This window comes from Plantactinospora sp. WMMB334 (genome assembly GCF_049179095.1).
Classification (GTDB): Bacteria; Actinomycetota; Actinomycetes; order Mycobacteriales; family Micromonosporaceae; genus Plantactinospora.
The window spans coordinates 5,524,469-5,538,089 of sequence record NZ_JBMHME010000002.1 but is presented as its reverse complement, the minus strand read 5'-3'; the positions used below and the strand labels follow the sequence as shown (position 1 = coordinate 5,538,089).

Here is a 13,621-nt window from a genome sequence, read left to right as displayed (position 1 = left end):
CGGATCGCCCGTCTGAGCCGGCCCGCTGGACCGAACCGGGCCTGCCGGATCGTCCCCCCGCTCAGCCGGTGACGACCAGCACGTCCAGCCGGCGTGGCCCGTGCACCCCCTCCACCCGGTTGAGCTCGATGTCGCTGGTCGCCGACGGTCCGGAGACCAGCGTGATCGGCCTTTCCGGCGCGGCGAGTCGGGCCAGCGCCTCCGGTACCCCGTCGACCACCTGGTCGGCGCGGACCACGCAGAGGTGATGGTCGGGCACCAGGCTGAGCAGCCGCCGCCCCTGGTCGGGAGCGGCGTCCAGCAGCAGCGTGCCGGTCTGCGCGATCGCCACCGCGCAGCCGGTGACCACGGCCACGCCGGGCGCGTCGAGGTCGGCCACCGTCAGCGGGTGCGGGTCGCCGTCCCGCCGGATCCGGCCGAGGTACGCCGACAGCCACTCCGCCGGAGCTCCCGGTGGCACCACCACGGTCGGTACCTCGCCCAGCAGATCGGTCAACGCCTCCGGCACCTCCCGGGACCCGCAGCGGCGTACCGTGGCCCGGTAGTCGACGAGGCGATCGACCAGCAGGTCGAGGAGCGCCCCGTCCGGCGACGACCGGTCCGGCACACCGATCGGGCCGGTCCGGTAGTCCCGGGGCACCGGCACCGGTCCGTCGGGCCGGGCGGCCCGGATCCGGGCCAGGATCTCCTCCCGAGCCGATGTCACGCCCGATCACCCCGCTCGGCACCACCGGGGCGATCCCGTCCACGTTCGGCCCACCAGTCCCGGAAGGTCTGCGCCGCCGGCAGCGGGGCGTCCCGGCTCGCGGTCCAGGCCGAGAGCGGCCACGGCAGCCGGCGTACCTGGCCGCGTCTCCCGGCGACCAGCCGCAGCGGCGCGGCGCCACGCCGGGCGGCCCGGAGCGCGGCCGCGTACCGCCGCCGGTCGCGCATGGCCCAGGAGAGCGCCCGCATCGCGGTGCGTTCCGCCGAGGGCCTGCCCCGGCGCGCGTCCACACCGCGCTGCCGCAGGTGCACCAGCACCTCCGGGATGTCGATCCGGACCGGACAGGCGTCGAAGCATGCGCCGCAGAGCGTCGAGGCGTACGGCAGGGTGCGGTTCGCGCCCGCCTCGGGGCCGGTCATCTGCGGCGACAGGATCGCGCCGATCGGACCGGGGTAGACCGACCCGTACGCGTGTCCGCCGACCCGTTCGTAGACCGGGCAGACGTTCAGGCAGGCCGAGCAGCGGATGCAGCGCAGCGCCTGCCGCCCGACCGGATCGGCCAGCGTCTCGGTACGCCCGTTGTCCACCAGCACGATGTGCATGGTCTGCGGACCGTCCCCCGGGGTGACCCCGGTCCAGAGCGAGGTGTATGGGTTCATCCGCTCGCCGGTGGAGGAGCGGGGCAGCAGTTGCAGAAAGACCTCCAGGTCGCGGAAGGTCGGCAGCAGCTTCTCCACCCCGACCACGGAGATCAGCGTCTCGGGCAGGGTCAGGCACATCCGGCCGTTTCCCTCGGACTCCACCACGACCAGGGTGCCGGTCTCGGCGACCGCGAAGTTGGCGCCGGAGACCGCCACCCGCGCGTCGAGGAACTTCGCCCGCAGGTGCCGGCGGGCCGCCTCGGCGAGCGCGGACGGATCGTCGGTGAGCGCGTCGACGTCGACCCCGGGCATCCGGCTGGCGAAGATGTCCCGGATCTGTCGCCGGTTGTAGTGGATGGCCGGCACCAGAATGTGCGACGGGGTGTCGTCGGCGAGCTGCACGATGAGCTCGGCCAGGTCGGTCTCGACCGCCGCGATGCCGGCCTCGGCGAGCGCCTCGTTGAGGCCGATCTCCTGGGTGGCCATCGATTTGACCTTGACCACCTCGCGGCTGCCGGTCCGCTCGACCAGCCCGGTCACCACCTTGCACGCCTCGGCCGCGTCCCTGGCCCAGTGCACCGTCGCGCCGGCGGCGGTCGCGGCCTCCTCGAACTGTTCCAGCAGCTCAGGCAGGCGGGCCAGGACGTCGTCCTTGATGGCCGCACCCGAGCGGCGCAGCGCCGCCCAGTCCGGCACCTCGTCGACGACCCGGAGCCGCTTGTCCCGGATCGTGTGGGTGGCCCGGCGCAGGTTGGCCCGGAGCTGCCCGTCGGCGAGCTCCCGCCGGGCCGCCACCGGAAACGGCACCGCCGCCACGATGTTCCCGCTGCCCGAGGTGTAAGGAGGGGGCCCTTCTACAACAGAAAACGATAAGGAGGGGCCCTTCCTTGCACTCATGGCTGCTCCTCGGTGCTTGCCAGGATCTCGGCGTAGTGGATGGGGCGGGGGCCGCCGGGCGGTGCGGCGGCGTGCCGGGAGAGGCCGCCGCCGATGTGGGCCAGGCAGGAGTTGTCCGCCGCCGCCAGATACGCCGCCCCGGTGTCGTGGACCGCGCCGCACTTGTCGGCGAGCATCGCGGCCGAGACGTCGGCGTTCTTCACCGCGAAGGTGCCGCCGAAGCCGCAGCACTCCTCGGCGCCGGGCAGCTCCACCAGCTCCAGCCCGCGCACGGCGCGCAGCAGCCGCAGCGGCCGGTCGCGCAGCCGCAGTATCCGCAGGCCGTGGCAGGTGGGGTGGTAGGTCACCCGGTGCGGGAAGGTGGCGCCGACGTCGGTGACCTCCAGCACGTCGACCAGCAGTTCGGAGAGTTCGTGGACCCGGGGTGCGAGGTCGGCGACCGCCGCCGCGAGGTGCGGGTCCGCCCCGGCGAGCCGGGGGTACGACTCCCGCACCATCGCCACGCACGAGCCGGAGGGCGCCACCACGGCGTCGTAGCCGGCGAAGGTGTCGACGAAGTGCCGGACCAGTGGCAGCGCTTCGGCGCGGTAGCCGCTGTTGGCGTGCATCTGCCCGCAGCAGGACTGCGCGGCCGGGAAGTCGACGGTGTGGCCGAGCCGCTCCAGTACGCGTACCACGGCCCGGCCGGTGGCCGGGTAGACCAGGTCGTTGACGCAGGTCACGAAGAGAGCTATGCGCATGGGGTTCCCTGGAAGAACGGCAGGTGCCGGTCGGCGGCGGCGAGCAGGTGGTCCCGCATGGCGGTGCCGGCGGCGTCCGGGTCGCCGGTGGCGACGGCGTCGACGATCCGCAGGTGCTCGCGGGCACTGGTGCCGTGGTGCGCGGCGGGGAAGTGCAGCCGGAACAGGTGCAGGTGGGCCCGGAGCCGCACCACGGCGGCGTGCAGCATCCGGTTGCCGGACCACTCGGCGAGCAGGTGGTGGAAGCGTGCGTCCTGGCTGGTGAACGCGGCGATCGCCGCGAAGCCCTCGGTGCCGGGGACCTGGCCGGGCAGTTCCGCCTCGCGGCGGAGCCGGGTGAGCTCGCCGGCCGCTCCGGCGTCGGGCCGGTCCGCGAACCGGTCGGCGACCCGGCGTGCGGAGGCGGTCTCCAGGATCAGCCGCATCTCGACCAGCTCGTCGAACTCGGCCCGGGTGAGCAGCGGTGCGGCGGTGTAGCCGGCCAGCGGCCGCTTCCGGACCAGACCGTCGGACTCCAGCCGGGCGAGGGCCTCGCGGACCGGGGTGGGCGACACCTCCAGTCGCCGGGCGAGGGCGTCGATGTTGATCCGTTCCCCGGGGGCGACGGCATGGTCCATCAGGAGGGCCCGGACCGACTCGTACACGTCGTCGGCGAGCGTGGTCCGGCGAGCCGGCCGGAGGAGACCGTTCACGATCGAAGATCCTATAGGAAAAGCTGTCGAGGCGGGAGGGCACGGAAGCGATTGCCCTGCCGCCAGGGGCGGGCTCTGGTTTGATCGGGCCGGAACGGTGCGACCCGGGGCGGTCGGCCGGAAGGGAGCGGCGCATGTCGGGCGAGGTCGGGATCGTGCACATCGGCTGCTACACCGTCGAGGGCGGTGGGCGGGGTACCGGCATCGTGGCGGCCCGCCGGGACGCCGACACCGGAGAGCTGGAGCTGCTCGGCGTGGTGGCGGCCACGCCGTCGCCGTCGTTCCTGGCCCGCCATCCCCGGCTCCCCGTGCTCTACGCGGTCAACGAGCTGGCCGAGGGGACCGTCAGCGCCTGGACGGTCCGTCCGGACGGCGCGCTCACCCCGCTCGCGGTCCGTGCCACCGGCGGTGCCGATCCGTGCCACCTCGCCGTCGACCCGGCGGGAACGTTCCTGTACGTGGCGAACTACGGCAGCGGCAGTGTCGCCGTACACCCGTTGGACGGGACCGGGGCGCCGGGTGACCGGAGCGACCTGGTCGTGCACGACGGTCGAGGGCCGGTTCCCGACCGCCAGGCCGGGCCGCACGCGCACATGGTCTCGCCGGATCCGACCGGCACCGGGCTGCTCGCCGTCGACCTCGGCGCCGACACGCTCTACCGGCACCACCGCGACGCCGCCGGGCGACTGCGCACCACCGCCCGGATCCCGACGGCGCCCGGCACCGGCCCCCGGCATCTGGCCCGGCACCCGGACGGGCGGCGCTGCTTCGTCGCCGGTGAGCTGGACGCCTCCGTCACCGCGTACGCCTGGGACGGACCCGACCGGTTGGCCGAGCGCGGTCGGGTCCGGGCCAGCGAACGGCCGGGCCCGGTCCAGCCCTCCGAGATCGCGGTGCGGCCGGACGGCCGCTTCCTCTACCTGGCCAACCGGGGCGCCGGCACGGTGACGGTCTTCGCCCTCGACGCGGAGGTGCCCCGCTATCTGGCGGAGGTCCAGGGCATCGGCGACTGGCCCCGGCACCTCGCGCTGCTCGGCCGTCACCTCTACGTCGCGGAGGAGCGGGCCGACGCGGTCGCGGTCTTCGCGGTCGACCCCGGATCAGGGATCCCGGCGGCGCCGCCGACCCGGGTCGCGGTGGCCAGCCCGACCTGTCTCCTCGGATAGCGGCCCTTAATTCTTGCATAAATCTCTATAAGATCTTTTTGGTGCGCCGTGCGCGGATCGGGCCCCGTTGGGCCCGATCTTCGACGGTCCGAGGCCGCTCGACTACCGAAAGTCAACAACTTTCAGAAACTCTTTCCCGGCTCGATAACATTCCGCCGTTCGCCCCTGGCACGACTTCGCAGAAGCCCTCAAGATGGTCAGGTGCCTGGCCGCCATCGCATGCGTAGAAGTATCCGTGGGGCGGGCGCCATCGCCGGTGCGATGGCGTTCGTCCTTGTCGCGGTTGGAGGGTGGTTCGGCTATCGGCAATGGGCGGGGTCGAACTGCTCGGGTGAGCTGACGCTCACCGTCGCCGCGGCGCCGGAGATCGCTCCGGCCGTCAAGGAGACCGCCGCCGACCTGACCGCCGACGGTGCCGAGGTCGACGGCCTCTGCGTCGCCGTCGAGGTGACCGCCAGCGAGCCTGTGGAGGTGGCCGCGGCCATCGCCGGCCAGCACGGCGTGTCGCTCTCCGGCGTCGGGCAGGCCAGCGGCAGCGCCGTACTGCCCAACGTCTGGCTGGCGGACTCCTCAACCTGGCTGCTGCGGCTGCGGCAGCAGGCCCCCGCGTTCGCCTCCCGCAACAACGCCTCGGTCGCCCGTAGCCCTGTCGTGGTGGCCATGCCGGAGCCGCTCGCGACCACCGTCGGCTGGCCGCAGAAGAAGCTCGGCTGGAAGGACCTGCTGGGCCAGATCACCACCGGGACCCAGCTCAAGACCGGCCTCGTCGAGCCGAGCCGGGACGCCGCCGGTCTGGCCGGGCTGCTCTCGCTGGCCACCGCCGCGCAGTCCGGTGGCGGTGCCCGGGCGCAGCAGGCGACCACTGCGGCCCTGCGGGCCCTGGCCACCGGCGTCTCGGCCGTCCGTGAGGAGCTGATCGCCCGGTTCCCCCGGGCGACCGACCCGACCTCCCTGGCCCGAGGGCTGGGTGCGGCGGCGCTCTCCGAAGAGGAGGTCATCAAGTTCAACGCGGAGAAGCCGCCCGTTCCGCTCGCCGCGCTCTACCTCGAGCCGGCGCCGATCTCGCTCGACTACCCGTACGCGGTGATGCCCGGCACCGAACCCGCCAAGGCGGAGGCCGCCGGGAAGCTCTTCGCCGCGCTCGGCACCCCGGCCTTCCGGGGCAGGCTGGCCGGGCAGGGGCTCCGGGCGCCGGACGGCACCTGGGCCGAGGGCTTCGCGCCGCCCCGGGGCGCGCCGAGCCCGGCCGGCACCGAGCCGGCGCCGACCACCGCGGCGCCCAACCCCGGCGGTACGGCCGGCGGCGGCGACGGGGCGACCATCGAACGGGTGCTCTCCAGCTGGTCGGTCGCCACCCAGTCCGGCCGGATGCTTGCGGTCATCGACGTCTCCGGTTCGATGTTCGAGCGGGTGCCCACCGCCAACAACGCCACCCGGATGCAGGTCACCCTGGAGGCGGCCCGGCGAGGGCTGGCGCTCTTCGACGACTCCTGGGCGCTCGGCCTCTGGATCTTCTCCACCGAGCTGAACGGTTCCCGCGACTACCGTTCGCTGGTGCCGATCGGACCGATGTCCAGTCAGCGGGAGGAGCTGGAGGGCGCGCTCGGCCGGATCACACCCAAGCGGGGTGGCGACACCGGCATGTACGACACGATCCTCGCCGCCTACCGGGCGGTCCAGGACGAGTGGGAGCCCGGCCGGGTCAACTCGGTGGTGCTGATGACCGACGGCAAGAACGAGGACGCCGACGGCATCAGCCAGGCGACCCTGCTCGCCGAGCTGAAGCGGATCAGTGACCCGGACCGTCCGGTCCAGGTGATCATCGTCGGCATCGGTGCCGAGGTCAGCAAGGCCGAGCTGGATCCGATCCCGAAGGTGACCGGCGGTGCCGCCTTCGTCACCGAGGACCCGGCGAAGATCGGCGACATCTTCCTGCAGGCCATCGCCAGCCGGCCGTCCGCCCCACGCTGACGCCCGTGCCACCCCGGTGTGGGCCGGCCGCTTCCCGCCAACCCACACGATCCCGATCGACAGCGCCCGCCGTACCGGTCAGCCGTGCCGGTACGGCGGGCACGCTTGTTTCCCGTCGGGTCGTTTCCCGTCGGGCGCGGCGCGACGACGAGATGAGCAGCCGGATCAGCGGCGACGCAATCAAGTGACAGTAATCTGTCGGAAGCTCTCCGTGATGCTGTCGGTGGGGTGAAGATGTCCAGGTGCCTCCGGGCCGCTCGGTCAGACGGCGGGCGGCCGATCGGGTGGTGCCCCCTGGAGCGAGGGAGGGCCGGTGACGTCGGCGACACTGCTGAGCCCCACCACGATGCCTCCGGAGTCGACTGCGGGGGCATCCGTCACGTCGTCCCGGACGCGCCAGCGCGGCTACATCCGCACCCTGTTCCTGCTCGACGCGGTCATCCTGGTGCTGGCGGTGACCGGCGGCTACGTCGCCCGGTTCGGCGGCGACGAGGCCGTCGGCTCCGACATCCCGTACGCGATCGTCGGGCCGGCCCTGGTGCTCGCCTGGCTGGCCTCGCTCAAGGCGCTGCGCTGCTACGACCACCGGGTGCTCGGCTACGGTGCCGACGAGTACCGTCGGGTCGTCTCGGCCGGTCTCCGGCTCGCCGGGGGCATCGCGATCGCCGGCTACCTCGCCGACGTCGGCGTCTCCCGGGGCTTCCTCGGCATCTCGTTCGCGGTCGGCACCGTCGGGCTGGTGCTCGCCCGGTTCGCCGCGCGGAAGCGGCTGCACCGGTCCCGCTCGCGGGGGGCCGGCTGGTCCCGGCGGGTGCTGGCGGTCGGCGACACCGCGCACGTACTGGAGCTGGTGCACACGCTGCGCCGTGAGCCGTACGCCGGTTACCAGGTCGTCGGCGCCTGCATCCCGGACGCGCTGCTCGCCCCGGTGCCGCAGCGACTCGGTGACGTGCCGGTGCTGGGATCGTTCCGGGCGATCGTCGACGCCGCGGCGGCGATCAACGCCGACACGGTGGCGGTGACCGCCTCCAACGAGCTGACCGCCACCCGGCTGCGTCGGCTCGGGTGGCAGCTGGAGGGGACCGGGATCGACCTGGTGCTCGCCCCGGCACTGACCGACGTCGCCGGCCCACGCATCCACACCCAGCCGGTCGCCGGTCTGCCGCTGATCCACGTGGAGGCGCCCGAGTTCCGTGGCGCCCGCAAGGTCGTCAAGGCCTTTGTGGACCGGACGATGGCCGCCGCCGCCCTGGCGGTCGCCCTGCCGTTGCTCGCCGTCATCGCGCTCGCCGTCAAGCTGGACAGCCGCGGGCCGGTGATCTTCCGGCAGATCCGCGTCGGCCAGGGTGGCCGGGAGTTCGGGGTCTACAAGTTCCGGACCATGGTGGTGAACGCGGACGCGCTCCTGGCCGACCTGGCAGCCAGGAACGAGACCGACGGCCTGATGTTCAAGATGCGGGTCGATCCCCGGGTCACCCGGGTCGGTCGGATCCTGCGCAAGTGGTCCCTCGACGAGCTCCCGCAACTCGCCAACGTGCTCTTCGGGCACATGAGCCTGGTCGGCCCCCGCCCGCCGCTGCCGTCCGAGGTGGCCCGCTACGACGGCGACGTCGCCCGCCGGCTGCTGGTCAAGCCGGGCATCACCGGCCTCTGGCAGATCAGCGGCCGGTCGGACCTGAGCTGGGAGGACGGCATCCGGCTCGACCTCTACTACGTGGAGAACTGGTCGCTCGCCGCCGATTTGACCATCCTCTGGAAGACGTTCGGCGCGGTGGTCCGGACCAGGGGCGCCTACTGACCCTCGGCGTGGAAGCCCCGCCACTCCAGGCAGACCACCACCGCGTCGTCCACCAGGTCGCTGCCGACGAACGCCCGCAGGTCGCCGAGGAGCGACCGTACCGCCTCGAGCGGCGCCATCGACCTGGTGCGCCGGACGGAGCGGTGCAGCGCGGTGTCGCCGTACCGGGCGGTGCGGGAGGTCGCGTCGAAGACGCCGTCGCTAACCACGAAGAGCCGGTCACCGACGGAGAGCGGGAAACTCTGCGACTGGTAGATGGTGCCGTCGAACATCCCGAGCGGGAACTGGTCGTCCAACGGCTGCTCGATCACCTCACCGTCGCGCAGCACGAGCAGCCGCGGCGAGCCGGCGTCCACCGCCGTCACCACCCCGGTCCGCAGGTCCAACTCCAGCAGCAGCGCCGAGAGGTGCTGGATGCCCTGGTGGTAGGCGTAGATCGCCTGGTCGGCCAGGGCCGCCTGGTCGGCGAGTTCGAGGCCGGCCCGGCGCGCGTTGCGCAGGGCGTTGGTGCCGAGGCAGGTGAGCATCGAGGCGGTCACCCCCTCGCCCATGCCGTTGACGGTGGAGAGCCAGAGCCGCTGGTCGTCGTCGGCCCAGTCGAAGCTGTCGCCGCGCACCGCGTACGCCGGTTCGAGCTGGCCGGCGAGGCTGAAGGCGGGACGGATGCGACTGCGGCCGGGCAGCAGTTCCCACTGCATCTCGGCGGCGAGCGTCAGCCGGCGGGTCCGGGCGCCCACGGCGTACTTGTCGGTGCCGGGGCGTACCACGATGAGCTCGTGCGCCAGCGCGTCGGCCGCCTCCGCCAGTTCGTCGCGCCGCCGCGGATCCTCGGGTGCCGGCGCGAGCCGGAGCACACCGAGCCGCTCCCCGCGCATCGTGACCGGTAGGTGGAGAATCCCGTCCTGGAGCGCGGGTGCCTGATGGTCGAAGCAGCGCCAGGCCGCGGTGCCGGCCCCGGTCACCGGGTCGCCGCCGTGCAGCGGGACCAGGGCGGCGAGCCGGTAGTCGACCTGGAGCAGCTCGGTCTCCACCGTCCCGTACGCCCTGGCCAGCTCCGTGGCCAGACACTCCACCACGAGATCGGCCGGCGCCTCGGCCAGGCGGCGGCGGATGTCGGAGAGCCGGTCCGTCACTTCCGACCTGCCGTAACGGAAGCGCCGCGCGGGAGTCGTCCGCGCCGATCCGGCTGGGCCGTCCCGACCCGCACCGATGCGGTCGCCCGCGGGACGGCGGTAGTGTCGAGACCACCATGGCTGATTCCGGCGGTCCCGGCGGACCGGACGCGACACTCGCTACGGCGGTGGACACCGCCGCGGCGGCGCTGCTGTCGATCTGGGACGCGGCCCGGGAACGGACGAGCGGGCGGCTCTCCAGCTCGCAACTGCGCGCCCTGATGGTGGTCGAGCAGTTCGACGGGATCAACCTGCGGGGACTCGCCGGGATCCTCGGGATGCTGCTCTCCTCGGCGAGCCGGCTCTGTGACCGGCTCGTCGCGGCCGGGCTGCTCGAACGCGAGCCGGGCCGGGCCGACCGCCGGGAGATCTCGCTGCATCTCACCACGGTTGCGCAGAAGCTGCTGGCCGAGATCCGCGCCGACCGTCGGGAGCGGCTCGCCGAGACGCTGGGCGGGATGAGTCCGGCCGGCCGGCAGGCGCTGCTGCGTGGGCTCGTCGAGTTCGACCGGGCGTTCCGGGGCAGCGTCGAGCGGACCGAGCGCTCGGCCTGAACGGAGCGTCGGCGGCACGTCGGCGCGGTCCTGTGACCGGCGCGGGCAGCGGTGGTTCGCGGGCCATTCTCCGGCTCGTCGAGCTGTGCGCATCGGCGCTGGCACTCCTGTCGCCACGACAATGATTGCTGATCGGAATAGTTGCTCGGGGGCAACAATAGCGAGCCGATCTCGGCACCGTCGCCGAGGTCGCCCCGGGGCGCCGCGCCGCGTGTCACCTCCGTTTCCGCCCGGGCAACGAGCGGTGCGTCCGGCCGGTCCCGCCCGGCGTGACGAGCGGCGTGGCGGGCCGGACGTCCGATTGTCTCCTGTTCCCGGCCGTCGGTGTTCCCGCTCGCGGCGTGCCGTTGCCGGCGGCTCCGCACGTGCCGCGTCGGGCCGCTCCGCCCGGTGCGTCCGGCGGTTCTTCGCGGGCCGCGTCGGGCCGCTCCGCGTGGTGCGTGTGGGGGTTCTTCGCGTGCCGCGTCGGACCGCTCCGCCCGGTGTGCGTCCGGCGGTTCCTCGCGGGCCGCTTCCGGCTAGCGTCGCGGGCCGCTTCCGGCTAGCGTCGCGGGCCGCTTCCGGCTAGCGTCGCGGGCCGCTTCCGGCTAGCGTCGCGGGCCGCTTCCGGCTAGCGCCGCGGGCCGCTTCCGGCTAGCGGCCGGGGCGGCCGAGCCAGCGGGCGGGATGCTCCAGCACCGTGCGGACGACCGATCCGGCGGCGCCGAGCGCGGCCGCGTCACCGCCGAGCAGTGCGGGCCGGACGGTCACCGGCGACCAGGCGGCGGTGAGCACCCGGCGGCGGATCTCGGCCTCCACGGTCGGGGCCAGCCAGCGGGCCAGCGGGGCGTAGACGCCGCCGAGCACCACCGTGTCCACGTCCAGCAGGTTGATCACTCCGGCGACCGCGACTCCGAGCGCGGTCGCCGCCTCGACCAGTGCCCGCTCGGCGGCGGGCTCGTCCCGGGTGGCCGCCGCCACCAGCCGGGTGACCGCCGCGCCCGGCACCGGGGCCGGCAGGGAGCCGTCCGGGTCGGCGTCGAGGGCGTCCGGGCCGGCGTCGAGGGCGGGCGGGTCGGTCACTCCGGCCCGGGCCAGGATGGCCTCCTGGCCGGCGTACTGCTCCAGGCAGCCCCGACCGCCGCAGCGGCACGGCCGGCCCTCCGGGTGCACCGGCACGTGGCCGATCTCCCCGCTCCAGCCCCGCGCCCCCCGGAACAGCGTGCCGTGCAGCACGATGCCGGCGCCGATGCCGACCTCGCCGGAGATGTAGATGAAGTTGGCGGAGCCGGGTGGTGCGGCGTGCAGCTCGCCGAGTGCGGCGAGATTGGCCTCGTTGTCCACGCCGAGCCCGCGCCCGCCCAGCCCCGGATGCGCCCCGAGCAGGGCCGGTACGTCCACGTCCCGCCAGCCGAGGTTCGGCGCGAGCCGGACCAGCCCGGTGGCGGTGACCAGGCCGGGGACCGCGAGCGCCGTGCCGGCCAGGGTCAGGTCCTGCCGGTCCGCCTCGGCACCCGCCTCCGTGATCATCTCGCCGACCAGTGCCAGGGACTCGACCGGGGAGACCGGGCGCAGGTCGACCCGGCGTACCGCGCGGTGCCGTACCGTCCCGGCGAGGTCGACCAGGACGGCGGCGAGGTAGTCGACGTTGATCTCCAGGCCGAGGCCGGCCGGGCCGTGACCGGCGAGCGTGAGGCCGACCGCCGGGCGGCCGGCGCCGGACCGGGGCGTCGGGGCGACCTCGGTGAGCAACCGCCCGGTGATCAGGTCGTCGACGAGGGCGGAGACGGTGGCCCGGGTCAGGCCGGTGGCGGCGGCCAGGTCCGCCCGGGACGGCGGGCGGTCGGCGGCGGCGATCTGCCGCAGCACCAGGGCCAGGTTGTGTTCGCGCAGGCTCGCCTGGCGGACGGCGCTCACCGCCGCGCCGACCGGCACCGCCGCGGGTTGCGTCACGCTATTGACAATGCCATACCGCAGTCAAATAATTCAACCGATAAACAAATCGGCCGGGTTGCCGGCGCGTCAACCCGGGATTTCACCGCCCGCGCCCCTCACCTCAACGTCGAGTCGGTTCCCCTGGAGGTCCGCCATGGCAGCCCAACCAACCCCTGCCGACAAGTTCTCCTTCGGTCTCTGGACGGTGGGCTGGACCGCCCGGGACCCCTTCGGTGAAGCGACCCGGGAGGCGCTCGACCCGGTCGAGGCGGTCAACCGGCTCGCCGAGCTGGGTGCGTACGGGATCACCTTCCACGACGACGACCTGGTCCCGTTCGGCTCCGACGACGCCGCCCGGGAGCAGCACATCGCCCGGTTCCGCAAGGCGCTGGAGGCGACCGGTCTCGTGGTGCCGATGGTCACCACCAACCTCTTCGCCCATCCGGTCTTCAAGGACGGCGGCTTCACCAGCAACGACCGGGACGTGCGCCGCTACGCCCTGCGCAAGGTGCTGCGCAACCTGGACCTCGCCGCCGAGCTGGGTGCGCAGACCTTCGTGATGTGGGGCGGCCGGGAGGGCTCGGAATACGATCACGCCAAGGACGTCCGGGCGGCGCTGGACCGCTACCGCGAGGCGGTGAACCTGCTCGCCCAGTACGTCGTCGACCGGGGCTACGGGCTGAGGTTCGCGATCGAGCCGAAGCCGAACGAGCCGCGCGGCGACATCCTGCTGCCGACGGTCGGGCACGCGCTCGCCTTCATCAACGAGCTGGACCACCCGGAGCTGGTCGGGCTGAACCCCGAGGTCGGGCACGAGCAGATGGCCGGGCTCAACTTCATGCACGGGATCGCCCAGGCGCTCTGGGCCGGCAAGCTCTTCCACATCGACCTCAACGGGCAGCGCGGGGTCAAGTACGACCAGGACCTGGTCTTCGGGCACGGCGACCTGATGAACGCCTTCGCGCTGGTGGACCTGCTGGAGTTCGGCGGGCCGCAGGGCGGACCGGCCTACACCGGGCCCCGGCACTTCGACTACAAGCCGTCCCGCACCGAGGACTACACCGGGGTGTGGGCCTCGGCGGCGGCGAACATGCGGACCTACCTGCTGCTCAAGGAGCGGGCGGCGGCGTTCCGGGCCGACCCGGAGGTGCGGGAGGCGCTGGCGGCCAGCAAGGTGACGGAACTCTCGACACCGACGCTGAACCCGGGCGAGACCTACGCGGACCTGCTGGCCGATCGGAGCACGTTCGAGGACGTGGACGTCGACGCGGTGGCGGCGCGCGGGTTCGGGTTCGTCCGGCTGAACCAGTTGGCCGTGGAGCACCTGCTCGGGGCCCGCTGAGTGGTCCCCGCCGCTTTCGATCGGCCGG

General features: G+C 73.5%; 11 protein-coding genes. 5 read left to right on the top strand and 6 right to left on the bottom strand.

Annotated elements, in window-relative coordinates:
* Window positions 1-61 precede the first annotated feature (61 nt).
* From ACN27G_RS23655 to ACN27G_RS23640, 4 genes are read right to left on the bottom strand one after another with little or no spacing between them, the layout of a single operon-like run.
* Complete coding sequence (locus ACN27G_RS23655; protein ID WP_421494954.1) at window positions 62-706, bottom strand: LutC/YkgG family protein; 645 nt, start codon at window positions 704-706, stop codon at window positions 62-64.
* Window positions 703-2,244 (bottom strand): LutB/LldF family L-lactate oxidation iron-sulfur protein, encoded by a 1,542-nt coding sequence (locus tag ACN27G_RS23650; protein WP_421494953.1) that lies wholly within the window; start codon window positions 2,242-2,244, stop codon window positions 703-705. The genes ACN27G_RS23655 and ACN27G_RS23650 overlap by 4 nt, the downstream gene beginning before the upstream one ends.
* Window positions 2,241-2,984, bottom strand: a complete 744-nt coding sequence (locus ACN27G_RS23645) for a (Fe-S)-binding protein (protein ID WP_421494952.1) — start codon at window positions 2,982-2,984, stop codon at window positions 2,241-2,243. Before ACN27G_RS23645 ends, ACN27G_RS23650 begins: the two co-directional genes overlap by 4 nt.
* Complete coding sequence (locus ACN27G_RS23640) at window positions 2,975-3,676, bottom strand: GntR family transcriptional regulator (protein WP_421494951.1); 702 nt, start codon at window positions 3,674-3,676, stop codon at window positions 2,975-2,977. Before ACN27G_RS23640 ends, ACN27G_RS23645 begins: the two co-directional genes overlap by 10 nt.
* Before the next feature lie 134 nt (window positions 3,677-3,810).
* Between ACN27G_RS23640 and ACN27G_RS23635 the strand changes: the two genes are divergently transcribed.
* From ACN27G_RS23635 to ACN27G_RS23625, 3 genes are all read left to right on the top strand, one after another.
* The gene (locus ACN27G_RS23635; RefSeq protein ID WP_421494950.1) at window positions 3,811-4,842 is read left to right on the top strand and encodes a lactonase family protein; all 1,032 of its coding nucleotides are present in this window, start codon (window positions 3,811-3,813) and stop codon (window positions 4,840-4,842) included.
* A gap of 219 nt (window positions 4,843-5,061) precedes the next feature.
* Window positions 5,062-6,813 carry a substrate-binding domain-containing protein gene (locus ACN27G_RS23630; RefSeq protein WP_421494949.1) on the top strand — a complete coding sequence of 584 codons (1,752 nt, stop codon included), beginning with the start codon at window positions 5,062-5,064 and terminating at the stop codon, window positions 6,811-6,813.
* 313 nt (window positions 6,814-7,126) lie between these two features.
* Complete coding sequence (locus tag ACN27G_RS23625; protein WP_421494948.1) at window positions 7,127-8,611, top strand: sugar transferase; 1,485 nt, start codon at window positions 7,127-7,129, stop codon at window positions 8,609-8,611.
* Here ACN27G_RS23625 and ACN27G_RS23620 read toward each other — a convergent pair.
* Window positions 8,605-9,744, bottom strand: coding sequence for a PP2C family protein-serine/threonine phosphatase (locus tag ACN27G_RS23620; protein WP_421494947.1), 1,140 nt, complete (start codon window positions 9,742-9,744; stop codon window positions 8,605-8,607). The two genes, ACN27G_RS23625 and ACN27G_RS23620, sit on opposite strands and share 7 nt — an antisense overlap.
* Window positions 9,745-9,860: 116 nt before the next feature.
* Between ACN27G_RS23620 and ACN27G_RS23615 the strand changes: the two genes are divergently transcribed.
* Window positions 9,861-10,337: a MarR family winged helix-turn-helix transcriptional regulator gene (locus tag ACN27G_RS23615; protein WP_421494946.1), complete on the top strand. Its 477-nt coding sequence runs from the start codon at window positions 9,861-9,863 to the stop codon at window positions 10,335-10,337.
* 633 nt (window positions 10,338-10,970) lie between these two features.
* On the opposite strand, the gene ACN27G_RS23610 is transcribed toward ACN27G_RS23615, so the two are convergent.
* Window positions 10,971-12,269 (bottom strand): ROK family protein, encoded by a 1,299-nt coding sequence (locus tag ACN27G_RS23610; RefSeq protein ID WP_421494945.1) that lies wholly within the window; start codon window positions 12,267-12,269, stop codon window positions 10,971-10,973.
* 136 nt (window positions 12,270-12,405) lie between these two features.
* Here ACN27G_RS23610 and xylA point away from each other — a divergent pair, with 136 nt between their 5' ends.
* A complete protein-coding gene (xylA, locus tag ACN27G_RS23605; protein WP_421494944.1) occupies window positions 12,406-13,593 on the top strand; it encodes a xylose isomerase in 1,188 nt (395 codons plus the stop codon).
* The last annotated feature ends 28 nt before the right edge of the window (window positions 13,594-13,621 follow it).

Coding starts and splice junctions, on each gene's coding strand:
- ACN27G_RS23650 (WP_421494953.1), bottom strand. CDS start 2,244: ATGAGTGCAAGGAAGGGCCCCTCCTTATCGTTTTCTGTTGTAGAAGGG.
- ACN27G_RS23635 (WP_421494950.1), top strand. CDS start 3,811: ATGTCGGGCGAGGTCGGGATCGTGCACATCGGCTGCTACACCGTCGAG.
- ACN27G_RS23630 (WP_421494949.1), top strand. CDS start 5,062: ATGCGTAGAAGTATCCGTGGGGCGGGCGCCATCGCCGGTGCGATGGCG.
- xylA (WP_421494944.1), top strand. CDS start 12,406: ATGGCAGCCCAACCAACCCCTGCCGACAAGTTCTCCTTCGGTCTCTGG.
- ACN27G_RS23615 (WP_421494946.1), top strand. CDS start 9,861: ATGGCTGATTCCGGCGGTCCCGGCGGACCGGACGCGACACTCGCTACG.
- ACN27G_RS23645 (WP_421494952.1), bottom strand. CDS start 2,984: ATGCGCATAGCTCTCTTCGTGACCTGCGTCAACGACCTGGTCTACCCG.